Origin of the sequence: Streptomyces sp. NPDC058691 (assembly GCF_042714775.1) — a bacterium.
GTDB lineage: Bacteria > Actinomycetota > Actinomycetes > Streptomycetales > Streptomycetaceae > Actinacidiphila.
Genome location: NZ_JBHXSO010000026.1, coordinates 41,697 through 64,935 on the forward strand (window position 1 = coordinate 41,697; position 23,239 = coordinate 64,935).

The following is a 23,239-nucleotide window of genomic DNA, read 5'->3' on the forward strand; positions in this document are numbered from 1 at the left end:
CGGGACGCCTCAGGCCGTCCGCACGTCCCGCAGCGCCGCGGCCAGCCGCTCGGGGGCGCGGGTGGAGAGGTACAGGTAGGGGGTCGGATCCGCGGGGTCGGTGACCTCGACCTTCAGTGCGGTCGGCACATACGACCGCAGCAGCATGAACGCGCGAGGATCGGCCTTGTACGAGCGCCAGGCCAGCGCTTCCTCGTGGTCCAGCACGGTCGCCTCGCCGAGCGCTCCCACCGGGATCCGCGCGTCGCCGGCGACCAGTGACCCGGCCACCACCCGCAGTCGCGCCGAGCCGTACGAGCTCACCGCGACCGCCCCGGCGGCCGTGCCGCCGACGAGACCGCCCAGCAGCGGCAGCGCCCCGAAGGGCAGCAGGATCAGCGCCAGTGACACACCCGCGCCGAAGGCGAGCAGCCACCAGGAACGCGGCGCGGTCAGCCGCTCCTCATAGGTCATGCCGGTCATGGCACCCAGCTTGTCATGCCGCCCTGTCAGCGCCCGCCGCGGGACCGCAGGCGCGAGAGGGCCTGAGCGGCGCGCGGGGCCGTGCGCAGGCCGGTGGCGACCTGCTTGGCCCAGTCGGTGGCGGCGGTGGGCAGCGCGGCGTCCAGGACGGCCGAGGAGCGGGCGTCGTTCCCCACCAGGTACCGGGGGAGCGGCCGGGGCGCCGAGAGTGCCTTGAGGACCGTACGCGCCACCGGGCGCGGGCCGGGCAGTTCGCGCTTGAGCAGGTCCTCCGCGGCCTCGTACTGGTCGCGGTAGGGCGACGTGGTGCCCTGCGGCAGCCGGGAGGCGCCGCGCTCCCAGATGTCCGTTCCGAAGGACCCGGGTTCGATCAGCACCACCTTCACCCCGAACGGCGCGGCCTCCATGCGCAGCGCGTCCGTGATCGCCTCCAGGCCCTGCTTGCTCGCGCAGTACCAGCCGAGCAGCGGCATCGAGACCCGGCCGGAGACCGAGGAGATGTTGACGATGCGGCCCGCGCGCCGGGCGCGCATGGTCGGCAGAACGAGCCGGGCGATGCGCGCCGGTGCCACCAGGTTGATCTCCAGCTGCTGGCGCACCTGCTCGTCGTCGACGTCCTCGATCGCGCCGGGCTGCGCGATGCCGGCGTTGTTGACCACCGCCCAGGGACCCCCGTCCGTCACCGTGGCGATCTCCGTGAACGCCCGTACGGACGACGTGGCGTCCGCGACGTCCAGCAGCACGGTGCGCACGGAGGCGCCGGTCCGGGCAACCGCCGCGCGCAGGGCCTCGGCCTTCTCCTCGGTGCGCACCGTTCCGATGACGTCGTAGCCGGCGTGGGCCAGTTCGAGGGTGATCGCCAGGCCGATCCCGCATCCGGCTCCGGTGACGACGACGGACCTGGGGGTCATGGGGTGCTCCAAGGGATGGGGGGACACGTGCCGCGTGGCCGGAAGGACAACGGGCGGGCGGCGGGAAAGGATCCCGCAGGAGGGTAGGGTCTCCCGCGTGAGTGGAGCTACACCCGACGTCCCGGCCCGCCCGGCCCTGACACCGCCGAAGGACGCGTCGCCGCCGGTGCGGCACCCCGACGCGCCCGCGCCCGGCGAACCGCTCGGCGCGCACTACGAGCACTGCTTCGGCTGCGGCGGGGCCCAGCCCCACGGCCTGCACCTGGAGGCGCGGGCCGGTGAGGGCGTCGCCGTCACCGCCGAGTTCACCGTACAACCGGCGCACCAAGGGGCCCCCGGCCTCGCGCACGGCGGGGTGCTGGCGACCGCGATGGACGAGGTACTGGGCTCGCTCAACTGGCTTCTGCGCAGGATCGCGGTCACCGGCCGCCTGGAGACCGAGTTCGTCCGGCCCGTCCCGGTCGGCTCCACCCTCCACCTGGACGCACACTGCACGGCGGTCGCCGGGCGCAAGATCTACTGCACCGCCACCGGCCGGATCGGCGGCCCCGACGGCCCGGTCGCGGTACGCGCGGACGCGCTGTTCGTGGAGGTGAAGCCGGCGCACTTCACCGAGCACGGGCGCGCGGAGGAGATCCAGGCCGTCATCGACGACCCCGACCAGGTCAAGGTCGTCCGCGCCTTCGAGGTGAACCCGTGACCCGGCCGCCGGTCGACGTGCTGATCCGTCGGCTCGACGCGGACGTCCCGGTTCCCTCGTACGGGCATCCCGGCGACGCGGGCGCGGACCTCGTCACCACCCGGGCGGCGGAGCTGGCCCCCGGAGAGCGGGCGGTGCTGCCGACAGGCGTTTCGATCGCCCTGCCGGAGGGGTACGCGGCTTTCGTGCATCCGCGCTCCGGGCTCGCCGCCAGGTGCGGAGTGGCCCTCGTGAATGCCCCAGGAACGGTTGATGCCGGGTACCGTGGGGAGATCAAGGTGATCGTGGTCAACCTGGACCCGCGCGAGAGTGTGCGGTTCGCCCCGGGGGACCGGATCGCGCAGTTGGTCGTCCAGCAGGTCGAGCGGGTCCGCTTCCACGAAGTGGCGGAACTGCCCGAGTCGGCGCGGGCGACGGGGGGCTTCGGCTCCACGGGGGGTCATGCCGCGGTGGACGGCCCGCCGGTCGGACCGTCCGGCCATGGATACGCATCGGTCAACGCTGACCGGGAAGGACAGTGACGTGTTCCGTCGTCGTCGCAAGGAGCGCGAAGACGCCCTCGACGAGCTCGAGGCCGAGAGCCCTGACGAGCTGGCCGAAGACGCCGAGGAGTCGGACGACTCCATGGAGTCCCGTCGGTACAACCTTCCGCCCGCCCCGAGGCCGGACGGTCCGTGGGACGTGAGCGAGGTCGGCACGCCCGGCGAGGGCCGGGTGGACCTCGGTGGCCTGTTCGTGCCCGGTGTCCAGGGCATGGAACTGCGGGTCGAGGTGGCCGGCGAGTCCATCGTCGCCGCCACCGTGGTGCTGCGGGACAGCGCCATCCAGCTGCAGGGCTTCGCCGCGCCGAAGTCCGAGGGCATCTGGGGCGAGGTCCGTGACGAGATCGCGTCGGGGATCACCAAGCAGGGTGGCATCGTCGACGAGGTCGAGGGCCCGCTCGGCTGGGAGCTGCGCGCCCAGGTGCCGGTGCAGCTGCCCAACGGGAACAACGGCGTGCAGGTGGTGCGCTTCGTCGGCTGCGACGGACCGCGCTGGTTCCTGCGCGGCGTCATCTCCGGCCAGGGGGCCGTGCAGCCGGAGACGGCGGGCCTGCTGGAGCAGATCTTCCGTGACACCGTCGTCCTGCGCGGCGACACCCCGATGGCGCCCCGCGACCCGATCGTGCTGAAGCTGCCGAACGACGCGCAGATGGTTCCCGAGGGCATCACCCAGGACCAGGACGGCGGCCGCTTCTCCGACGGCATCGACCCGATGCGCCGTGGACCGGAGATCACCGAGGTGCACTAGCGCCGCCCGCACAGCCCGATCGATGGGCCGACCCGCTTCCGCGGGTCGGCCCTCGTCGTTTTCGCAGGTCATACGGGCTTCTGCCAAGGGATCATCAAGACGGCGCCATGGCCCCTCGGGAAGGCGTCAGCGCGCTCGGACAGCCCGTTGACCGGATGTTTGCTGTCCTGGTTGATGTCCGTTCCTTCCTGATCCGGGAGCACACGATGGCCGATCTGGTCTTCGTGGTCACCACGGTCGCGGTTTTCGCGCTGGTGGCCTTCATCGCCAAGGCGGTGACGAAGCTGTGAGTGCCGAGAACATCGTCGGCCTCGTCGTGGCCGTCGCCCTACTGGGCTATCTCGTCCTCGCCCTCGTCCTTCCCGAGAGGTTCTGAGGCCCGGACATGAGCCCCGTACTCGCGCAAGTGCTCCAGGTCCTCGCCCTGGTGGCGGCTCTGGCCCTGGTGTACCGCCCCTTCGGCGACTACATGGCCGCCGTCTACAGCTCCGGCAAGCACCTGCGGGTCGAGCGCGTCATGTACCGCTGCTTCGGCGCCGACCCCGACGCCCAGATGCGCTGGCTGTCCTATCTCCGGGCGGTCCTGGCCTTCTCCTTCGTCGGCGTGCTGTTCCTCTACCTGTTCCTGCGGGTCCAAAGCCACCTGCCGCTCTCCCTCGGATTCGCCGCGATCACCCCCGACCAGGCGTTCAACACCGCGACCTCGTTCGTGACCAACACGAACTGGCAGTCGTACATGGGTGAGAACGCCATGGGGCACGCCGCCCAGGCCGCCGGCCTGGCGGTGCAGAACTTCGTCTCGGCGGCGGTCGGCATGGCCGTGGCCATGGCGCTGGTCCGTGGCTTCGCCCGGTCCCGCACCGGCGATCTCGGCAACTTCTGGACCGACACGGTCCGCGGCACCATCCGCGTCCTGCTGCCGATCGCCTTCGTCGCCGCGATCGTCCTGACCGCCTTCGGTGTGGTGCAGAACTTCGCCGGCTGGCACGAGGTCACCACGCTCGCGGGTGGCCATCAGACCCTGACCGGCGGGCCGGTCGCGTCCCAGGAGGCCATCAAGGAGCTGGGCACGAACGGCGGCGGCTTCTACAACGTCAACTCGGCCCACCCCTTCGAGAACCCGGACCCTTTCACCAATGTCTTCGAGATCTTCCTGATGCTGGTGATCCCGGTCTCGCTCACCAGGACTTTCGGCAAGATGGTCGGCAACGAGAAGCAGGGCTACGCAATCCTCGCCGCCATGGGCGTCATCTGGGCCGGCTTCGTCGTCCTGATGAGCTGGGTGGAGTTCGCGCACCCCGGCTCGGCGGACCAGATCGCGGGCGCCGCGCTGGAGGGCAAGGAGCAGCGTTTCGGCGTCGGCGCCTCGTCGCTCTTCGCGGTGAGCACGACGCTGACCTCGACCGGCGCGGTGGACTCCGCCCTCTCCTCCTTCACCGGGCTCGGCGGCGGCATCACCCTGCTGTCGATGATGCTCGGCGAGATCGCCCCAGGCGGCACCGGTTCCGGCCTGTACGGCATCCTGATCATGGCGATCATCGCGGTGTTCATCGCGGGCCTGATGGTCGGCCGCACGCCGGAGTACCTGGGCAAGAAGATCGGCACGCGCGAGATCAAGCTCGCCGCGCTCTACATCCTCGTCACCCCCGCGATCGTGCTCTGCTTCACGGCGCTGGCCATGGCGCTGCCGACCCCGCCGCACTCCATGCTGAACAGCGGCCCGCACGGCTTCTCGGAGGTGCTGTACGCCTACACCTCGGCGGGCAACAACAACGGCTCCGCTTTCGCGGGCCTGAGCGCCAACACGCAGTGGTACAACACCACGCTCGGCCTCGCGATGGTCCTCGGCCGGTTCGTGCCGATGATCTTCGTTCTGGCCCTGGCGAGCTCGCTCGCCCAGCAGAAGCCGGTCCCGGCCACCGCCGGCACCCTGCACACCGAGAAGCCGCTCTTCGCGGGCCTGCTCGTCGGCGCGATCCTGATCATCACGGGTCTGACCTACTTCCCGGCGCTGGCCCTCGGCCCGCTGGCGGAGGGACTGTCATGAGCCGCGCGGACCAGGGAGGGTCGGCGCCGCACGCCCCCGACACGGCCCACGGCAGCCGCGTCTCGGGTGGCCTGTTCGACCCGGCGCAGCTGCTGAAGTCCCTGCCGGACGCCCTGCGCAAGCTCGATCCCCGGGTGATGATCAAGTCCCCCGTCATGTTCGTCGTGCTGATCGGCTCGGTGCTCACCACCGTGCTGGCGGCGCTGTCCCCGCGCGACTGGTTCGGCTGGGCGATCACCGTCTGGCTGTGGCTGACCGTGATCTTCGCCAACCTGGCGGAGGCCGTCGCGGAGGGACGCGGCAAGGCCCAGGCCGACACCTTGCGCAAGGCCAAGACCGACACCGTCGCCCGCCGGCTGGCCGGTGGCAAGGAGGAGCGCGTCCCGGGCGCCGAGCTGCGGATCGGCGACCTGGTGGTGTGCGAGGCCGGCGACGTCATTCCGGGCGACGGCGATGTCGTGGCCGGTGTGGCCTCGGTGGACGAGTCGGCGATCACCGGTGAGTCGGCCCCGGTCATCCGGGAGTCCGGCGGCGACCGCTCGGCCGTGACGGGCGGCACCAAGGTGCTGTCGGACCGCATCGAGGTCCGGATCACCACCAAGCCCGGTGAGACCTTCATCGACCGGATGATCGCCCTGGTCGAGGGCGCCGCCCGGCAGAAGACGCCCAACGAGATCGCGCTCAACATCCTGCTGGCCTCGCTGACCATCGTCTTCCTGCTGGCGGTCGTCACCCTGCAGCCGTTCGCGATCTACGCGGGCGCCGAGCAGTCGATGATCGTCCTGGTCGCGCTGCTGGTCTGTCTCATCCCGACGACGATCGGCGCCCTGCTGTCGGCGATCGGCATCGCGGGCATGGACCGCCTGGTGCAGCGCAATGTGCTGGCCATGTCCGGCCGTGCCGTCGAGGCCGCCGGTGATGTCTCCACCCTGCTGCTGGACAAGACCGGCACCATCACCCTCGGCAACCGCCAGGCGGCGGAGTTCCTCCCCGTGTCGGGGGCGGGCGAGGCGGAACTGGCGGACGCGGCGCAGCTGTCGTCGCTGGCCGACGAGACGCCCGAGGGCCGCTCCGTCGTCGTCCTGGCGAAGGAGAGGTACGGGCTGCGGGCCCGCAGCGAGGGTGAGCTCGGCCACGCCGAGTTCGTGCCCTTCACCGCCCAGACCCGTATGTCCGGCGTCGACCTGGAGGACCGGCAGGTCCGCAAGGGCGCCGCGTCCGCGGTGACCGCGTGGGTCGCCGAGAACGGCGGCAGCGTCGCGGCGGACGCCCAGCGGGTCGTGGACTCCATCTCCGCCGCCGGCGGCACGCCGCTGCTGGTCGCGGTCAAGGACGGCGACGGGGCCAGGGTGCTGGGCGTCATCCACCTGAAGGATGTCGTCAAGGAGGGCATGCGCGAGCGGTTCGACGAGCTGCGGCGGATGGGTATCCGCACGGTGATGATCACGGGTGACAACCCGTTGACCGCGAGGGCGATCGCGCAGGAGGCGGGTGTCGACGACTTCCTCGCGGAGGCGACGCCCGAGGACAAGATGGCGCTGATCAAGCGGGAGCAGGCGGGCGGCAAGCTCGTCGCGATGACCGGTGACGGCACCAACGACGCCCCGGCGCTGGCGCAGGCCGATGTCGGCGTGGCGATGAACACCGGTACCTCGGCCGCCAAGGAGGCCGGGAACATGGTGGACCTGGACTCCAACCCGACCAAGCTGATCGAGATCGTGGAGATCGGCAAGCAGTTGCTGATCACCCGTGGCGCGCTGACGACCTTCTCCATCGCCAACGACGTGGCGAAGTACTTCGCGATCATCCCCGCGATGTTCGCGATCGTCTACCCGGGCCTGGACAAGCTCAACATCATGCGGCTGACCTCGCCGGAGTCCGCGATCCTGTCCGCGGTCGTCTTCAACGCGCTGATCATCATCGTGCTGGTGCCGCTCGCCCTGCGCGGTGTCCAGTACAAGCCGAGCAGCGCCGACCGGATGCTCCGCCGCAACATCGGGATCTACGGCCTCGGCGGCCTGGTCGCCCCGTTCGTCGGTATCAAGATCATCGACCTGCTCATCTCCCTGATCCCCGGGATCGGCTGACGGCCATGAACACTTCCGTACGCAACTCCGCCCGGCTGCTGTGGAGCGCCCTGCGCGCCCTGCTGGTCCTGACCGTGGTGCTCGGCGTCGTCTACCCCGTCGCGGTGTGGGGCGTGGGCCAGGCGGCCTTCCACCGGCAGGCCAACGGCTCGGAGGTGAAGGCCGACGGCAGGGTCGTCGGCTCGAAGCTCATCGGCCAGAACTTCACGACCGGCAAGGATTTCGCGCCCGACCCCCGGTGGTTCCAGCCGCGCCCCTCGGCCGCGGACGCGGGCGCCGGTGCGGGCCCCTACGACCCGACCTACACCAGCGCCTCCAACCTGGCGGTCACCGGCAAGGCGCTGACCGACCTGGTGAAGGAGCGCAAGCGGGAGGTCGCCGCCTTCAATAACGTGCCGCAGTCCGAGGTCCCCGCCGACGCGGTCCAGGCCTCCGGTTCCGGCCTCGACCCGGACATCTCCCCGGCCTACGCGGCCATCCAGACCGCGCGCGTCGCCAAGGCCAACGGCCTGCCCACCGCCGAGGTCGCCAGGCTCGTCAAGGAGCACACCGACGGCCGCGAGTGGGGCTTCCTCGGCGAGCCGACCGTCAACGTCCTGGAGCTCAACATCGCTCTCCAGCAGCTGGCCGGCTGACCCGCGGCGCTGTCCGCTGCCGCCGTGCGAGGAGAGGCGCACAGCAGTGCGTCAGGGACGCGTCAAGGACGGCGCGGGGGCCGTACGGAACCCGCCAGGGCGGCGGGACGGGGCGACGATCGCGGGAAGAGTGGGGAACCGCGAGGGGGGCCGGCGGAGGCCGCTCCGCGTGGCGGAGGGGGGCGCAGCCCGATGGCGGTTGCCGTCATTGCTGCGGAAGGCCGGAAGGCGCCTGCGGGGGCGCCGGAACCGGACCCGGAAGAACGCCACCGCGTTCCGCCGGAGCCCGCCGCTCGCCGGCCACGGAGGCCGCGCGACCGTCGTACGGTCACCGTACCGGCACGGTTGCGCGGCCTTCGCGCGCTCGTGACGGCCGCGTGCGCCGCGCTCGCGGCCGTCCTGGTGACGGGCGGTGTGGCCGCCGACGCCTCGTGGGACGCGGTCCGGGAGCACTCCGCACCCCGTGTGACCAGCGCGACCGGGCTGTACTTCGCCCTCAACGACATGGACGCCCAGATCGCCAACCAGCTGCTGGCCGGTCATACCCCCTCCCTCGCCCGCACCCGCTCCGACGCCGTCCGCGTCTACGATCAGCGCCGGACCGAGGCCGCCGGCTACCTAGGCGATCTGGCCGGGGCGGCCGCCGGGGATCCGGTCGGCGAGCGCGAAGTGGCCACCGTCATCGCGGACTTCGGGGCGTACGAGGAGCTGGCCGCCCGCGCCCTGGCCCTCGGCGGCACCGCGGAGTACCGGAACGCCTCGCACCTGATGCGCACGCGCCTGCTGCCCGAGGCCGACGCCCTGGTGACGGCGAACGACCGCGCCTTCGAGCACACCTACCGGGACGCCCTCGGGCGGGCGGCATGGGTGCGCGCCGCGCTGCTCGGCACGGGCCTGGTCCTGCTCGCGGTCCTCGTCGCGCTGCAGGTGTACCTCTCCAGGCGTTTCCGCCGCGTGGTCAACCCCGGTGCCGCCGCGGCCACGCTCCTCGTTCTCGCGGTGACGGTGGCGGGCGCGGCCGGACTCGGCGCCCAGCGGCACGACCTGGACGTCGCGCGGCGGGACGCCTTCGACTCCGTCCTGGCCCTCACCCGCGCCCGCGCCATCGCGTACGACGCCAACGCGGACGAGTCCCGCTACCTGCTGGACCGGTCGCACGCCGGCGCGCAGGAGGCCGCCTTCCTCGGCAAGAGCCAGCGGCTGCTGGGCGTGCCGGGTGCCACGATCGACACGTACGCCACCGGGCTCGACCGGGTCCGCGTCGACGACGGCGCGACGGGCTACCTCGGCGACGAGTTCCGGAACATCACCTTCCCCGGCGAACGCGCCGCCGCCGGCCGCGTGCTCGACCGTTATCGCGCCTACCAGCGCGACGACCGCACCATTCGCGCACTCGCCCGGTCCGGCCGGCGGACTGAGGCCATCGCCTACTGCACCGGGTACGGCCCCGGTGAGTCCAACCACGACTTCGCCGCCCTCGACGCGGCGCTGCGTGACGTCATCGCCATCAACATGTCCGCCTACGAACGCGCCTCCGCCGACGGTGCCCGCCGCGCCCTCCCGCTGCCGCTGGGGCTCGCGGGCGGCGTGGCCGCGGCGGCGGGTCTGGTCCTGCTCGGCCTGCGCCCCCGCCTCGCCGAGTTCCGCTGACCGGTGCCGGCGGCCGCGCCGGCGGCGTCAAGGGGGTGTAAAAGGCGCTCCACGCAACGTCATGGCTTCGCAAACGGTCTGGGCGGCGGCGACGGCGAGGCGCTTCGCTGCCAGTGAGGCGGTGTTCTCCACCGCACACTCCGCGCAAGGAGGCGCATCAGGTGGCGCACAGCGTCGTCGCGGGCGATCCGCCGGGCCGGGCGCCCGGCCGGCTCAAGGTGTACCTCGGCGCGGCTCCGGGGGTCGGAAAGACGTACCGGATGCTCGACGAGGGCCGCCGGCGGGCCGCGCGGGGCACGGACGTGGTCGTCGCCCTCGCCGAGTGCCACGGCCGCCCGCGCACCCTGGAGATGCTGCACGGCCTGGAGGCCGTGCCCACGGCGCGGCGCACGCACCAGGGCGTGGAACGCGCCGAACTCGACGTGGCCGCCGTACTCGCCCGCCGGCCCGCGATCGCGCTGGTCGACGAACTCGCCCGCGCCAATGTGCCCGGCGGCCGGAACGCCCAACGGTGGCAGGACGTCGCCGAACTGCTGGCCGCCGGGATCGACGTGGTCACCACCGTCAACATCCAGCACCTGGAGTCGCTGAACGACGTGGTGCGGGAGATCACCGGCGTCCCGGAGGCGGCGACCGTGCCGGACGCGATCGTCCGCCGAGCCGACCAGATCGAACTCGTGGACATCTCGCCGGAGGGGCTGCGCCGGCGCCTGGCGCACGGCAACGTGTGCGAACCCGGCGGCATCGACGCCGCGCTCGCCCACCGCTTCCGGATCGGCAATCTCACCGCGCTGCGCGAGCTGGCCCTGCTGTGGCTGGCCGGGCGGGTCGACGAGGCGCTGCAGAGGTACCGCACGGAGCACGGCATCGGGCGGGTCTGGGAGACCCGCGAGCGCGTCGTGGTGGCGCTGACCGGCGGGCCGGAGGGCGAGACGCTGATCCGCCGGGCGGTGCGGATCGCCGACCGCGCGGCGGGCGGGCGCACCCCCGGCACGGGCCGGGCGCGCGACGTACTGGCCGTGCACGTGGTCCGCAGCAACGGCCGCATCGACGTCCCGCCCGGCGCCCTCGTCCAGCAGCGGCAGCTCGTGGAGAGCCTGGGCGGCACTTTCCACACCGTCGTCGGCGACCATGTGCCCACCGCGCTGCTGGAGTTCGCCCGTGCCGAGAACGCCACCCAGCTCGTCGTCGGGGTGAGCCGGCGCGGCCGGCTGACCCGGCTGCTGACCGGGCCGGGCGTCGGTGAGACCACCGTCGAGCACTCCGGCGACATCGACGTCCACATGGTCACGCACGAGCGGTCCGGGCACGGGCGCCTGCTGGCGTCCGCGCCCGGCGGCGGGCTGCCGTTGGTGCGCAAGGTCGCCGGGCCGGTGGCCGGCCTCGTACTGCCGTTGCTGCTGACAGCGGTGCTCGCGAACACCCGGGGGCACCTCAACCTCACCAGCGAGGCCCTGCTCTTCCTGCTCACGGTGGTCGGGGTTGCCTGCTTCGGCGGGGTGGTCTCCGCGCTGCTCGCGTCGGTCACGGCGTCGGTGCTGCTCAACTACTGGTTCATCCCGCCCTTCGGGCGGTTCACGATCGGCGACACCAACAACGCGCTGGCCACCGTCGTGTTCGCCGTGGTCGCCGTGACCGTGGCGGCCATCGTCGACCGTTCGCTGCGGCTGTCCCGCCGGGCCGCCCGTGCGACGGCCGAGGCGGAGACGCTGTCCTCGCTCGCGGGCGACGTCCTGCGCGGCGACCAGGCCGTGCCGCTGCTGCTGGAGCGCACCCGCGAGGTCTTCGGGATGGACAGCGCCGAGCTGACCGCGGCCGGCGAACCCGTGACCGGAGAGGAGCCGCCGCCGGTCACCGTGCCGATCGGCGCGGACGCCCGCCTGGTGCTGCGCGGCCGGGACCTGGCCGCCTCGGAACGCCGTGTGCTCACCGCGTTCGCCGCCCACTTGACCGCCGCGGTCGACCACGCGCGGCTGGCCGAGGCCGCCGCCGAGATAGAGCCGGTCAAGGCGGCCGACCGGATGCGCACCGCCGTCAGCCACGATCTGCGCACCCCCCTGGCCAGCGGCTGGGCGGCGGTGAGCTCGCTGCGCAGCAGCGACGTCGACTTCTCCGCCGAGGACCGTGAGGAACTGCTCGCCACGGCCGACGAGTCCATGGCCCGGCTCAACCGGCTGGTGGACAACCTGCTCGACATGAGCCGCCTGCAGGCCGGCGCCCTCACGTTCCGGCCGGTGCCCACGGCGCTGTGCGAGGTGCTGCCGCTCGCCCTCGACAGCCTTCCGGAGGACCGGGCGCCGGTCCTCGCGCCGGAGCTGGAGGGTGCCCCCGACGTCCTGGCGGACGCCCCGCTGCTGGAGCGGGTGCTCGCCAATCTGGTCGGCAACGCCGTCCGGTACGCGCCCGTGGGCAAGCCCGTGCTGGTCACCGCCAGCTCGCTGGCCGGCCGGGTGGAGCTGCGGGTCGCCGACCGGGGACCGGGGCTGCCGGCGGCCGACCGCGAGCGGGTCTTCGAGGCGTTCCAGCGCATGGGCGACACCGACAACAGCACCGGGCTGGGCCTGGGCCTGGCCCTGTCCCGAGGCCTCACCGAGGCCATGGGCGGAACCCTCGTCCCCGAGGACACACCGGGCGGCGGCCTCACCATGGTGCTGTCCCTGCCCGCCGCCACGGCACCGGAGCACGCGGCCGCCTGAGAACCTGAGGAGTATCCGGAGGCGTCAAGGCCACGTCAACATGGCCAGGTGTCGGGCACCGTGTCCGGTTTGTCCTTTGCTGGGACCATAGGATTTGCTACGTCGACGCGCCGGAGGTCGGCACAACGAAGCGGAACGTGGAGTCATGGCACGCGGCATTTTGCGGATCTATCTGGGGGCCGCCCCTGGAGTGGGCAAGACCTACGCCATGCTCTCCGAGGCCCACCGGCGGCTGGAGCGCGGCACCGACCTGGCCGTGGCCTTCGTCGAGCACCACAGGCGCCCCCGCACCGAGGTCATGCTGCACGGCCTTGAGATCTTGCCGCGCAAGGAGATCGAGTACCGGGACACCACGTTCACCGAGATGGACGTCGACGCGGTGCTCGCCCGCCGGCCCGAAGTGGTCCTCGTCGACGAACTCGCCCACACCAACGTTCCCGGCAGCCGCAACGAGAAGCGCTGGCAGGACGTCGAGGAACTGCTGCAGGCCGGGATCAACGTCATATCGACGGTGAACATCCAGCACCTGGAGTCGCTCGGCGACGCCGTCGAGTCGATCACGGGAGTGCGGCAGCGCGAGACCGTCCCCGACGAGGTGGTCCGCCGGGCCGACCAGATCGAGCTGGTCGACATGTCGCCGCAGGCCCTGCGCCGCCGCATGGCGCACGGCAACATCTACGCCCCCGACAAGGTCGACGCGGCCCTGTCCAACTACTTCCGGCCGGGCAACCTGACCGCGCTGCGCGAACTCGCGCTGCTGTGGGTCGCCGACCGGGCCGACGAGTATCTGCGCCAGTACCGCGCCGACCACCACATCTCCACCACCTGGCAGGCCCGCGAGCGCATCGTCGTCGGCCTCACCGGCGGCCCCGAGGGGCGCACCCTGATCCGGCGCGCGGCCCGGATGGCCGCCAAGGGCGCGGGCGGCGAGATCCTCGCCGTCCACATCGCCCGGAGCGACGGTCTGGCCGCCGGCTCGCCCAAGGAGATCGCGGTCCAGCGCACGCTGGCCGAGGACCTCGGCGGCTCCTTCCACCACGTCGTCGGCGACGATGTGCCGGGCGCCCTGCTGGACTTCGCGCGCGGCGTGAACGCCACCCAGATCGTGCTGGGCACCAGCCGCCGCCCGGCCTGGCAGTACGTGTTCGGCCCCGGCGTCGGCGCGACCGTGGCCCGTGAGTCCGGCCCCGACCTCGACGTGCACATCGTCACCCACGAGCAGGCCGCCAAGGGCCGCGGCCTGCCCATCGCCCGCGGCGCCCGGCTCGGCCGCTCGCGGGTGATCGCGGGCTGGCTGACCGGTGTGCTCGGCCCGATCCTGCTCTGCGTCCTGCTGACCAATCTGCACGACGGCCTCGGCCTGGCCACCGACATGCTGCTGTTCATGGCCCTGACGGTCGCGGCCGCGCTCACCGGCGGCCTGTACCCGGCGCTCGTCTCCGCCGTCGGCGGCTCCCTGCTGCTGAACTACTACTTCGCGCCACCCCTGCACACCCTCACGATCTCCAAGCCCGAGAACCTCATCGCCATCGTGATCTTCGTGGTGGTCGCGCTCGCCGTCGCCTCGGTCGTGGACCTGGCGGCCCGCCGCACGCACCAGGCGGCCAGACTCCAGTCCGAGGCGGAGATCCTGTCCTACCTCGCCGGCAGCGTGCTGCGCGGCGAGCACTCCATGGACGCGCTGCTGGACCGGGTCCGGGAGACCTTCGGCATGGAGTCCGTGACTCTGCTGGAACGCGCCGGCGAGCACGATGCGTGGACCTGTGCCGCCGGTGTCGGCGGCCGTCAGTGCCTGCGCCCCGAGGACGCCGACGTGGAGGTGCCGGTCAGCGACAACCTCTCGCTCGTCCTCAGCGGCCGCGTGCTGCCCGCCTCGGACCGCCGCGTGCTGTCCGCCTTCGCGGCCCAGGCCGCCGGGGTCCTGGACCGGCAGCGGCTGGAGGACGAGGCCGCGCTGGCCCACGGGCTCGCCGAGGGCAACCGCATCCGCACCGCCCTGCTCGCGGCCGTCTCCCACGACCTGCGCACCCCTCTGGCGGCCATCAAGGCCGCCGTCAGCTCGCTGCGCTCGGACGACGTCGCCTGGTCCGAGGAGGACGAGGCCGAGCTGCTGGAGGGCATCGAGGACGGCGCCGACCGGCTGGACAACCTGGTGGGCAACCTGCTCGACATGTCCCGGCTGCAGACCGGCACCGTCAACCCGCTGATCCGCGAGATCGACCTGGACGAGGTCGTGCCCAAGGCGCTGCGCGGCGTCCCGGACGGCAGCGTCACCCTGGACGTCCCCGAGACGCTGCCCATGGTCTCCGTCGACCCCGGTCTGCTGGAGCGCAGCGTCGCCAACATCGTCGAGAACGCCGTGAAGTACAGCCCCGACGGCACGAAGGTCCTGGTGGCCGCCAGCGCCCTCGGTGACCGCGTCGACCTGCGGGTGGTCGACCGCGGACCCGGCGTTCCCGACAGCGCCAAGGACCGCATCTTCGAGCCTTTCCAGCGCTACGGCGACGCGCCCCGCGGCAACGGCGTCGGCCTGGGCCTGGCTGTCGCCCGCGGCTTCGCCGACGCCATGGGCGCGACGCTGCACCCGGAGGACACCCCCGGCGGCGGGCTGACGATGGTGCTCACCCTCAAGGCCGCGCCCGGCAGCCCTCCCACGATGCCGGACCTTCCCGCCGAGGCGACCACATGAGCGCGCCGGCCGGCGCCGTGACCGCAGCCCCCATGACCGTCGCAGTGAACGAAAGGCAGGCACCATGAACCGGGTGCTCGTGGTCGACGACGAGCCGCAGATCGTGCGCGCTCTCGTGATCAATCTGCGTGCCCGCAAATACGAGGTCGATGCCGCCCATGACGGTGCGACCGCGCTCGCGCTCGCGGCCGCCCGCCACCCCGACGTCATCGTGCTCGACCTCGGTCTGCCCGACATGGACGGCGTCGAGGTGATCCGGGGGCTGCGCGGCTGGACCCGGGTCCCGATCATCGTGCTCTCCGCCCGCCAGGCGTCCGACGAGAAGGTCGAGGCGCTGGACGCGGGCGCGGACGACTACGTCACCAAGCCCTTCGGCATGGACGAACTGCTGGCCCGGCTGCGCGCCGCGGTCCGGCGGGCCACGCCCGGCGGCCCCGAGGACGGCGCCGCCACCGTGGAGACCGAGTCCTTCACCGTCGATCTGGCCGCCAAGAAGGTCAACCGCGACGGAGCCGACGTCCGGCTCACCCCGACCGAGTGGCACCTGCTGGAGGTCCTGGTCCGCAACACCGGCCGCCTGGTCAGCCAGAAGCAGCTGCTCCAGGAGGTCTGGGGACCCTCGTACGGCACGGAGAGCAACTACCTGCGGGTCTACATGGCGCAGCTCCGGCGCAAGCTGGAGGCGGACCCCGCGCATCCCCGGCACTTCATCACCGAGCCGGGTATGGGCTACCGCTTCGAGAAGTGACCGGCCGCGCGGGCCGGTACCCTTCGGAGTATGAGTGGTGCCACCCGTTCGGACCGACCCGCCGGCCGTTTTCGCCGGATGCTCGACCGCTTGTCCACCTCCCAGGAGGAGCTGCACTCCGATGAACTGCGGCAGGACACCGCGGACGTCGGGTGCACCCGGATCTGCGACTGCCACGACCGTGACATCGTCACGGTGACGGGTACACTGCGCGCTGTCACGCTGCGTCCTCGCGCGGGTGTCCCCGCGCTGGAGGCGGAGCTGTTCGACGGCTCGGCACCGCTCGATGTGGTGTGGCTCGGCCGGCGGAGCATCGTCGGCATCGAGCCGGGCCGCAGGATCATCGCGTCGGGGCGGATCTCCATGAACCGCGGCCGTCCGGTGCTGTTCAACCCCAAGTACGAGTTGCGTCCGGTCGGACAGGAGTAGCCGGTGGTGTCGATCGACAAGCGGACCGGGACAGAGCCCGGCACCGATGCCGGGCCCCAGGGCCCGGAGCACGACGCGGCCGCTTCCAGGGCGGCCGCCGACCACGCGCTCCTGCAGGCCTTCGGTGGCGTCTGGGGCATGGTGGACACCACGGTGCCCGGCCTGGTCTTCGTGCTGATCTACACGATCAACCGCGACATCAAGACCGCGGCCGTCGCCGCGCTCGGCCTCTCGCTGGTGCTGGCACTCGCGCGGGTGGTGCGCAAGCAGACCCTCAAGCACGCCTTCAGCGGTGTCTTCGGCGTCGCCTTCGGCGCGGTCTTCGCGATGCTCTCCGGGGACGCGAAGAACTTCTACCTGCCGGGCATGCTCTACACCCTCGGGCTCGCGGTCGCCTATGTGGTCTCCGCGCTGGTGGGCTATCCACTGATCGGACTGCTCCTCGGCCCGATCCTGAAGGAGAACCTGTCCTGGAAGACCAGGAACCCCGGGCGGCTCGTGGCGTACACCAAGGCCACCTGGGCCTGGGGCATCATCCTGCTGGCCAAGTCGGCGGTCCTGTTCCCGCTGTACTTCTGGGGCAACGCCACCCAGCTCGGCTGGGTCAAGGTCGCGCTGGGCATCCCGCCGTTCCTGCTCGCGGTCTACCTGACCTGGATCTTCCTCGCCAAGGCCCCGCCGCCGATCGACGTGATCGCCGAGATGGAGGCCGAGGAAGCGAAGGAAGCCAAGGAACGGGCCGCCAAGGAGGCCGCGGAGCGCTGACGCGGACTGCTCGCGCTCCCGAGCAACAGACGAAGGGGCGCCCGGAACCGCATGGTTCCGGGCGCCCCTTCGCGTGTGCCGTACCGCCCGTTACGCGCCGCTGCGCACCGAGAGCAGGTCCTCCAACTGCTCCTCGCGGTGCGGGGCCGCGACGAACAGCAACTCGTCGCCCGCCTCCAGCGCGTCGTCCTTGGAGGGGGTGAGCACCCGGTGGCCGCGGATGATGGTCACCAGCGCGGTGTCCTCGGGCCAGTTCACGTCGCCGACGCGGGTGCCGACCAATGCGGCCTCCTCGGGCAGTGTCAACTCGACCAGGTTCGCGTCACCCTGGCTGAAGCGCAGCAGCCGGACCAGGTCGCCGACGCTCACGGCCTCCTCGACCAGGGCTGACATCAGCCGCGGTGTCGAGACCGCCACGTCCACGCCCCAGGCCTCGTTGAACAGCCATTCGTTCTTGGGGTTGTTCACCCGGGCGACCACGCGCGGCACGCCGTACTCCGTCTTGGCCAGCAGCGACACCACGAGGTTGACCTTGTCGTCACCCGTGGCGGCGATCACCACATTGCAGCGCTGCAGCGCCGCCTCGTCCAGCGAGGTGATCTCGCAGGCGTCGGCCAGCAGCCACTCCGCCTGCGGCACCCGCTCGACCGAGATCGAGGTCGGGTTCTTGTCGATCAGGAGGACCTCGTGGCCGTTCTCCAGCAGTTCACCCGCGATCGAGCGGCCCACGGCCCCCGCCCCGGCGATGGCGACCCTCATCGGCCCGCCTCCTCGGGGCCCTTGGCGAACGCGGCCTCGACCTGCTCGACCTCGTTCGTGCGCATCATCACGTGCACGAGGTCGCCCTCCTGCAGGACGGTCTCGGACGTGGGCAGCATCGCCTCGCCGAGCCGGGTGAGGAACGCCACGCGCACTCCGGTCTCCTCCTGAAGCCGGCTGACCTTGTGGCCCACCCACGCGGTGTCGGTGTGCACCTCGGCGAGTTGCACCCCACCGCTCGGATCGCGCCACAACGGCTCGGCCCCCGAAGGCAGCAGGCGGCGCAGCATCTGGTCGGCCGTCCAGCGCACCGTGGCCACGGTCGGGATGCCCAGGCGCTGGTACACCTCGGCACGGCGGGGGTCGTAGATCCGGGCGGCCACATTCTCGATGCCGAACATCTCACGGGCCACCCGGGCCGCGATGATGTTGGAGTTGTCCCCGCTGCTGACCGCGGCGAACGCGCCGGCTTCCTCGATGCCCGCCTCGCGCAGCGTGTCCTGGTCGAATCCGACCCCGGTCACGCGGCGTCCGCTGAAACCCGAGCCCAGGCGGCGGAACGCCGTCGGGTCCTGGTCCACTACGGCCACTGTATGACCTTGCTGCTCAAGGGAGTGCGCGAGAGTGGAACCCACTCGCCCGCAACCCATAATCACGACGTGCACGACCGTCCTTCCGGCTGTCAACAATGTGGCCGATTCCCTCTCAGGGTCTCAGACCGCGGCCAAAGCTACACACGCACGTAACCGCTTGATAGGTGGGCGGTGGATCGAAAACCTTGACGATCCTCTAACATCCTCGGGTGTCCAAACTGACCGACCTTCCGAAACGGATCCTGATCGGGCGGGCGCTGCGGAGCGACAAGCTCGGGGAGACCCTCCTGCCCAAGCGGCTGGCCCTCCCGGTCTTCGCCTCGGACCCGCTGTCCTCCGTTGCGTACGCGCCGGGCGAGGTGCTCCTCGTCCTGTCGATCGCGGGAGTGTCGGCCTACCACTTCAGCCCCTGGATCGCGGTCGCGGTCGTCGTGCTGATGTTCACGGTCGTCGCCTCGTACCGGCAGAACGTGCACGCCTACCCCTCCGGCGGCGGCGACTACGAGGTCGCGACCACCAACCTGGGGCCCCGCGCCGGTCTCACGGTGGCCAGCGCGCTGCTCGTGGACTACGTGCTCACCGTGGCCGTGTCGGTCGCCTCGGGCGTGGAGAACCTGGGCTCGGCGGTGCCGTTCTTCGTCGAGCACAAGGTGATCGGCGCGATCGGCATGATCGTGCTGCTCATGCTGATGAACCTGCGCGGCGTCCGCGAGTCCGGGACGATCTTCGCGATCCCCACCTACGCCTTCGTCTTCGGCGTCTTCTGCATGCTGCTCTGGGGCATCTTCAAGATCGCCACCGGCAGTGAGATGCACGCCCCGACGGCGGGCTACACGATCAAGGCCGAGCACACCGGACTGGCGAGCTTCGCCCTGGTCTTCCTGCTGCTGCGCGCCTTCTCCTCCGGCTGCGCGGCGCTCACCGGAGTCGAGGCGATCAGCAACGGCGTGCCCGCCTTCCGCAAGCCGAAGTCGAAGAACGCCGCCACGACGCTCGCCGCCATGGGCCTGCTCGCGGTGACGATGTTCTGCGGCATCATCGCCCTCGCGCTCTACACCAAGGTGCGCATGGCCGAGAACCCGGCCACCGACCTGCTGGTGAACGGCAAGCCGGTCGGCGCCGGTTACACCCAGGACCCGGTGATCGCCCAGGTCGCCTCGGCCGTCTTCGGCGACGGCTCGATCCCCTTCATCTTCCTGGCGGGGGCCACCGCCCTGGTGCTCTTCCTGGCCGCGAACACCGCCTACAACGGCTTCCCGGTGCTCGGCTCGATCCTCGCCCAGGACCGCTACCTGCCGCGGCAGCTGCACACCCGCGGCGACCGGCTCGCCTTCAGCAACGGCATCGTGCTGTTGGCCGCGTTCGCCGCCGTGCTGGTCTACCTCTACGGGGCCGACTCGACCCGGCTGATCCAGCTCTACATCGTCGGCGTCTTCGTCTCCTTCACCCTCAGCCAGATCGGCATGGTCCGGCACTGGAACCGGCACCTGGCCGACGAGACCGATCCGGCGGTGCGCCGCCACATGATCCGCTCGCGCGCGATCAACACCTTCGGCGCCTTCTTCACCGGCCTGGTGCTGGTGGTCGTCCTGCTGACCAAGTTCACCCACGGCGCCTGGGTCGCGGTGCTCGGCATGGGCCTGTTCTACGCGACGATGACCGCCATCCGCCGCCACTACGACCGGGTCTCCAGCGAGCTCGCCGCCTCGGAGGAACCCGGCGAGGAGGAGGCCAAGCCCTCCCGGGTGCACTCGATCGTGCTGGTCTCCAAGGTCCACAAGCCCACGCTGCGCGCCCTGTCGTACGCCAAGCTGTTCCGCTCGGACTCGCTGGAGGCCCTCAGCATCAACGTCGACCCCGCCGACACCAAGTCGCTGCAGGCGGAGTGGCAGCGGCGCGGCATCGACGTCCCGCTCAAGGTGCTGGACTCGCCCTACCGCGAGATCACCCGGCCGATCGTCGACTACGTCAAGAGCCTGCGCCGCAGCAGCCCCCGCGACGTCGTCTCGATCTTCATCCCGGAGTACGTGGTCGGCCGCTGGTACGAGCACCTGCTGCACAACCAGAGCGCCCTGCGGCTCAAGGGCAGGCTGCTGTTCACCCCCGGTGTGATGGTCACCTCGGTGCCCTGGCAGCTGGAGTCCTCCGAGCGCGCCAAGGTCCGGGCCCGCAAGGGCGCCGAGTGGAACGCCCCGGGCTCGGTGCGCCGCGGCGAGGTCGGGCGCCCGCGCAGGCGCCGGGAGCCCAGCGGACGAGCGTGAGGGGAGGGCGGCGGCGCACCGTAGACTGGTGAGCTGCCGTCCTCATCCCGCCCCCGTTGTCAGGAGCCCGTTCCGAGATGCAGCACCGTACGAAGGCCCCTGAGGCCGACGCCCTCGTCGGCGAGCGCTACGAGGTCGAGGTCGGCCCCGTCGCGCACGGCGGTCACTGCGTCGCCCGCCACGAGGGCCAGGTGCTGTTCGTCCGGCACGCCCTCCCCGGCGAGCGCGTGATCGCCGAGGTCACCGAAGGCGGCCCGGACTCCCGCTTCCTGCGCGCCGACGCGGTGGAGATCCTTCAGGCCTCCCCGGACCGGGTCGAGGCGCCGTGCCCCTTCTCCGGACCGGGCAAATGCGGAGGCTGCGACTGGCAGCACGCGGCGCCCGGCGCTCAGCGGCGGCTGAAGGTCCAGGTCATCACCGAGCAGCTGGAGCGGCTCGGCGGCCTCACCCCGCAGGAGGCCGGCTGGGACGGCACCGTGGAGCCCGCTCCCGGCGACAAGGTCGCCAAGGGCGAGGTCCCGGCTTGGCGCACCCGCGTCCAGTACGCGGTCGACGCCGACGGGCACGCGGGGCTGCGCCGCCACCGCTCCCACGAGGTCGAGCGGATCGACCGCTGCCTGATCGCCGCTCCGGGCGTCTCCGAGCTGGGCGTGGAGTCCCGCGACTGGCCCGGCATCGCCACCGTCGAGGCGATCTCCGCCACCGGCTCCTCCGACCGGCAGGTCATCATCACGCCGCGTCCCGGCGGCCGGCTTCCCATCGTGGAGCTCGACCGTCCGGTGTCGGTCATGCGGGTCGACGAGCAGGGCGGCGTGCACCGCGTCCACGGCCGCGGCTTCGTACGCGAGCGCGCGGACGACCGCACCTGGCGCGTCGGCTCCGGTGGTTTCTGGCAGGTCCACCCCATGGCTGCCGAGCTTCTGGTCGAGGCCGTCATGCAGGGCCTCACCCCCCGCAAGGGCGAGACCGCCCTCGACCTGTACTGCGGCGTCGGGCTCTTCGCCGGCGCCCTGGCCGAGCGCGTCGGCGAGACGGGTGCCGTGCTCGGCATCGAGTCCGGCAAGCGCGCGGTGGAGGACGCCCGGCACAACCTCGGCGACCTCGACCGGGTCCGCATCGAGCAGGGCAAGGTCGAGACGGTCCTGCCCCGCACCGGCATCACGGAGGCCGACCTCGTCGTCCTCGACCCGCCCCGCACCGGCGCCGGCCACGCCACCGTCCGCCACGTCGCCTCCCTCGGCCCCCGCCGTATCGCCTACGTCGCCTGCGACCCCGCCGCCCTCGCCCGCGACCTGCGCTGGTTCGGCGAGGCCGGCTATGTCCCGCGGCGCATGCGGGCGTTCGACCTCTTCCCGATGACCCACCACGTGGAGTGCGTGGTGATCCTGGAGCCGGCTCCCAAGAGCAGCTGACCCGGGCCCCGGCAGGGGCGTGCCGGGACCGCGGGGCGGGGCGTGCAGACTGGTGGCATGCAGACTTCCGAGGCCCGGCAGAGGGAACCGGCAGGGGCCGTGCCGCTGCGGCGGGCGGACGCGCGCCGTAATCACGAGCGGGTCGTCGCCGCCGCGATCGAGGTGTTCGCCGAACTCGGCCCGCAGGCCACCGTGCCGCAGATCGCGGCACGGGCGGGGGTCGGCAAGGCCACGGTCTACCGGAGCTTCCCGGCCAAGGAGGACCTGGTCGAGGCGATCGCGCGGCTGCGCCTGGAGGAACTGGAGCGGGGCATGCAGGCCGCGCTCGGTGAGACCGGCCCCGATCGCGCCTTCCACACCTATGTGCTGCGGCTCTTCGAGAACCTGGCCCGCGACCGGCTGCTGGCCGAACGGCTGGCGGAGGCGACCTCGCCCGCGGCCGGCTCCGTCCTGACCGTGCTGTCGGAACTGATGCAGGCGGCCAAGGCGTCCGGGACCGTTCGCGAGGACGCGACGTCGCTGGATCTGCGGGTCATCCTGTGCGGCGCGGCCCTGCAGCTCATGGCCGTCGCGGAACGCGATCCGGCGGTGTGGCGACGCTACGGGGAACTCGTGCTGCAGGCCCTGCGGCCCTGAGGAGCAGGGACTCAGAAACCGCGGAAGACCCCGTCGTCGTCCGCGAATCGTGTGAAGTGCGCCCAGTCCATGTGGGCCAGGGCGATGTTGTTCTCGATCGCGTACAGCTGACTCGCGACGACGCGCAGCGCGTCGAACCGCCCCCGCTCGTCGATGCGCAGGGCGAGCAGTGGCAACTCGGGGGAGGCGAGGCAGGCCTCGTCGGCCACGACGACGAGCCGTTCCCCCTGCCGTGCGAGCGCCGCGATCCGGGCGGGCGACAGGTCGCGGTACGCGGGGTCGTCCACGATGTGCAGGTAGGCGATGAAGCCCTCCTTGGCGGGGGTGGCGAGCGCCCGGCGCAGGAGGTGCCAGGCCTCGTCGTCGGAGAAGTCGACACGGACGAGGGGGGTCTCGTCGCCGGCCACCTGGGGGAGGGTTTTCACGGAACTTCCTTGGAATGCGAGGCGGTTGCCGGAGGTCCGGTGGC

The 23,239-nt window shown here is 71.9% G+C and carries 22 protein-coding genes; 17 read left to right on the plus strand and 5 right to left on the minus strand.

Annotated elements, in window-relative coordinates; genetic code table 11:
- Positions 1-9 precede the first annotated feature (9 nt).
- Both ACFWVC_RS19890 and ACFWVC_RS19895 read right to left on the minus strand, forming a co-directional pair.
- Complete coding sequence (locus tag ACFWVC_RS19890; RefSeq protein WP_384287235.1) at positions 10-462, minus strand: DUF3093 domain-containing protein; 453 nt, start codon at positions 460-462, stop codon at positions 10-12.
- Positions 463-488: 26 nt separating this feature from the next.
- On the minus strand, positions 489-1,373 hold the full coding sequence (locus ACFWVC_RS19895; protein ID WP_384287240.1) for an SDR family oxidoreductase: 885 nt from the start codon (positions 1,371-1,373) through the stop codon (positions 489-491).
- A 97-nt stretch (positions 1,374-1,470) separates the two neighbouring features.
- Here ACFWVC_RS19895 and ACFWVC_RS19900 point away from each other — a divergent pair, with 97 nt between their 5' ends.
- The 14 genes from ACFWVC_RS19900 (at position 1,471) to ACFWVC_RS19965 (ending at position 17,109) form a co-directional block, all read left to right on the plus strand.
- The gene (locus ACFWVC_RS19900) at positions 1,471-2,073 is read left to right on the plus strand and encodes a PaaI family thioesterase (protein WP_384287244.1); all 603 of its coding nucleotides are present in this window, start codon (positions 1,471-1,473) and stop codon (positions 2,071-2,073) included.
- Positions 2,070-2,594, plus strand: a complete 525-nt coding sequence (gene dut, locus ACFWVC_RS19905; protein WP_384287247.1) for a dUTP diphosphatase — start codon at positions 2,070-2,072, stop codon at positions 2,592-2,594. Before ACFWVC_RS19900 ends, dut begins: the two co-directional genes overlap by 4 nt.
- A gap of 1 nt (position 2,595) precedes the next feature.
- Entirely contained in the window at positions 2,596-3,363 is a 768-nt protein-coding gene (locus tag ACFWVC_RS19910) for a DUF3710 domain-containing protein (RefSeq protein WP_384287251.1), read from the plus strand.
- Between the two features lie 107 nt (positions 3,364-3,470).
- On the plus strand, positions 3,471-3,653 hold the full coding sequence (locus ACFWVC_RS19915) for a hypothetical protein (protein WP_384287255.1): 183 nt from the start codon (positions 3,471-3,473) through the stop codon (positions 3,651-3,653).
- Positions 3,650-3,739: a K(+)-transporting ATPase subunit F gene (kdpF, locus tag ACFWVC_RS19920; protein ID WP_384287259.1), complete on the plus strand. Its 90-nt coding sequence runs from the start codon at positions 3,650-3,652 to the stop codon at positions 3,737-3,739. The genes ACFWVC_RS19915 and kdpF overlap by 4 nt, the downstream gene beginning before the upstream one ends.
- A gap of 9 nt (positions 3,740-3,748) precedes the next feature.
- Complete coding sequence (gene kdpA / locus ACFWVC_RS19925) at positions 3,749-5,410, plus strand: potassium-transporting ATPase subunit KdpA (protein ID WP_384287264.1); 1,662 nt, start codon at positions 3,749-3,751, stop codon at positions 5,408-5,410.
- Positions 5,407-7,497 carry a potassium-transporting ATPase subunit KdpB gene (gene kdpB, locus ACFWVC_RS19930; protein ID WP_384287269.1) on the plus strand — a complete coding sequence of 697 codons (2,091 nt, stop codon included), beginning with the start codon at positions 5,407-5,409 and terminating at the stop codon, positions 7,495-7,497. Before kdpA ends, kdpB begins: the two co-directional genes overlap by 4 nt.
- A 5-nt stretch (positions 7,498-7,502) precedes the next feature.
- Positions 7,503-8,132, plus strand: coding sequence for a potassium-transporting ATPase subunit KdpC (kdpC, locus tag ACFWVC_RS19935; protein ID WP_384287274.1), 630 nt, complete (start codon positions 7,503-7,505; stop codon positions 8,130-8,132).
- Positions 8,133-8,477: 345 nt separating this feature from the next.
- Positions 8,478-9,782, plus strand: coding sequence for a hypothetical protein (locus ACFWVC_RS19940; RefSeq protein ID WP_384287277.1), 1,305 nt, complete (start codon positions 8,478-8,480; stop codon positions 9,780-9,782).
- 161 nt (positions 9,783-9,943) lie between these two features.
- Positions 9,944-12,478 (plus strand): ATP-binding protein, encoded by a 2,535-nt coding sequence (locus tag ACFWVC_RS19945; RefSeq protein ID WP_384287281.1) that lies wholly within the window; start codon positions 9,944-9,946, stop codon positions 12,476-12,478.
- Between the two features lie 145 nt (positions 12,479-12,623).
- On the plus strand, positions 12,624-15,167 hold the full coding sequence (locus ACFWVC_RS19950) for a DUF4118 domain-containing protein (RefSeq protein WP_384287283.1): 2,544 nt from the start codon (positions 12,624-12,626) through the stop codon (positions 15,165-15,167).
- Between the two features lie 64 nt (positions 15,168-15,231).
- Positions 15,232-15,915, plus strand: coding sequence for a response regulator (locus ACFWVC_RS19955; RefSeq protein ID WP_319659086.1), 684 nt, complete (start codon positions 15,232-15,234; stop codon positions 15,913-15,915).
- A gap of 30 nt (positions 15,916-15,945) precedes the next feature.
- Complete coding sequence (locus tag ACFWVC_RS19960) at positions 15,946-16,344, plus strand: OB-fold nucleic acid binding domain-containing protein (RefSeq protein ID WP_384287289.1); 399 nt, start codon at positions 15,946-15,948, stop codon at positions 16,342-16,344.
- A 3-nt stretch (positions 16,345-16,347) separates the two neighbouring features.
- Positions 16,348-17,109, plus strand: a complete 762-nt coding sequence (locus ACFWVC_RS19965; RefSeq protein WP_384287291.1) for a DUF3159 domain-containing protein — start codon at positions 16,348-16,350, stop codon at positions 17,107-17,109.
- A 90-nt stretch (positions 17,110-17,199) separates the two neighbouring features.
- On the opposite strand, the gene ACFWVC_RS19970 is transcribed toward ACFWVC_RS19965, so the two are convergent.
- On the minus strand, positions 17,200-17,868 hold the full coding sequence (locus tag ACFWVC_RS19970; RefSeq protein WP_319659083.1) for a TrkA family potassium uptake protein: 669 nt from the start codon (positions 17,866-17,868) through the stop codon (positions 17,200-17,202).
- Positions 17,865-18,533: a potassium channel family protein gene (locus ACFWVC_RS19975; RefSeq protein ID WP_384287297.1), complete on the minus strand. Its 669-nt coding sequence runs from the start codon at positions 18,531-18,533 to the stop codon at positions 17,865-17,867. The genes ACFWVC_RS19970 and ACFWVC_RS19975 overlap by 4 nt, the downstream gene beginning before the upstream one ends.
- 137 nt (positions 18,534-18,670) lie before the next feature.
- Between ACFWVC_RS19975 and ACFWVC_RS19980 the strand changes: the two genes are divergently transcribed.
- From ACFWVC_RS19980 to ACFWVC_RS19990, 3 genes are all read left to right on the plus strand, one after another.
- Entirely contained in the window at positions 18,671-20,722 is a 2,052-nt protein-coding gene (locus ACFWVC_RS19980; protein ID WP_384287302.1) for an APC family permease, read from the plus strand.
- Positions 20,723-20,799: 77 nt separating this feature from the next.
- A complete protein-coding gene (locus tag ACFWVC_RS19985; RefSeq protein ID WP_384287304.1) occupies positions 20,800-22,134 on the plus strand; it encodes a class I SAM-dependent RNA methyltransferase in 1,335 nt (444 codons plus the stop codon).
- A gap of 57 nt (positions 22,135-22,191) precedes the next feature.
- Positions 22,192-22,770 carry a TetR/AcrR family transcriptional regulator gene (locus ACFWVC_RS19990; protein WP_384287308.1) on the plus strand — a complete coding sequence of 193 codons (579 nt, stop codon included), beginning with the start codon at positions 22,192-22,194 and terminating at the stop codon, positions 22,768-22,770.
- 11 nt (positions 22,771-22,781) lie between these two features.
- Here ACFWVC_RS19990 and ACFWVC_RS19995 read toward each other — a convergent pair whose 3' ends face one another.
- Complete coding sequence (locus tag ACFWVC_RS19995; RefSeq protein WP_384287312.1) at positions 22,782-23,195, minus strand: DUF6924 domain-containing protein; 414 nt, start codon at positions 23,193-23,195, stop codon at positions 22,782-22,784.
- Between the last annotated feature and the right edge of the window lie 44 nt (positions 23,196-23,239).

What these genes read in the sequence shown, in the direction of transcription:
- ACFWVC_RS19890 (WP_384287235.1), bottom strand. Translation starts at nt 462, where the DNA reads ATGACCGGCATGACCTATGAGGAGCGGCTGACCGCGCCGCGTTCCTGG.
- ACFWVC_RS19895 (WP_384287240.1), bottom strand. Translation starts at nt 1,373, where the DNA reads ATGACCCCCAGGTCCGTCGTCGTCACCGGAGCCGGATGCGGGATCGGC.
- ACFWVC_RS19915 (WP_384287255.1), top strand. Translation starts at nt 3,471, where the DNA reads ATGGCCCCTCGGGAAGGCGTCAGCGCGCTCGGACAGCCCGTTGACCGG.
- kdpA (WP_384287264.1), top strand. Translation starts at nt 3,749, where the DNA reads ATGAGCCCCGTACTCGCGCAAGTGCTCCAGGTCCTCGCCCTGGTGGCG.
- kdpB (WP_384287269.1), top strand. Translation starts at nt 5,407, where the DNA reads ATGAGCCGCGCGGACCAGGGAGGGTCGGCGCCGCACGCCCCCGACACG.
- kdpC (WP_384287274.1), top strand. Translation starts at nt 7,503, where the DNA reads ATGAACACTTCCGTACGCAACTCCGCCCGGCTGCTGTGGAGCGCCCTG.
- ACFWVC_RS19950 (WP_384287283.1), top strand. Translation starts at nt 12,624, where the DNA reads ATGGCACGCGGCATTTTGCGGATCTATCTGGGGGCCGCCCCTGGAGTG.
- ACFWVC_RS19955 (WP_319659086.1), top strand. Translation starts at nt 15,232, where the DNA reads ATGAACCGGGTGCTCGTGGTCGACGACGAGCCGCAGATCGTGCGCGCT.
- ACFWVC_RS19960 (WP_384287289.1), top strand. Translation starts at nt 15,946, where the DNA reads ATGAGTGGTGCCACCCGTTCGGACCGACCCGCCGGCCGTTTTCGCCGG.
- ACFWVC_RS19970 (WP_319659083.1), bottom strand. Translation starts at nt 17,868, where the DNA reads ATGAGGGTCGCCATCGCCGGGGCGGGGGCCGTGGGCCGCTCGATCGCG.
- ACFWVC_RS19985 (WP_384287304.1), top strand. Translation starts at nt 20,800, where the DNA reads ATGCAGCACCGTACGAAGGCCCCTGAGGCCGACGCCCTCGTCGGCGAG.
- ACFWVC_RS19990 (WP_384287308.1), top strand. Translation starts at nt 22,192, where the DNA reads ATGCAGACTTCCGAGGCCCGGCAGAGGGAACCGGCAGGGGCCGTGCCG.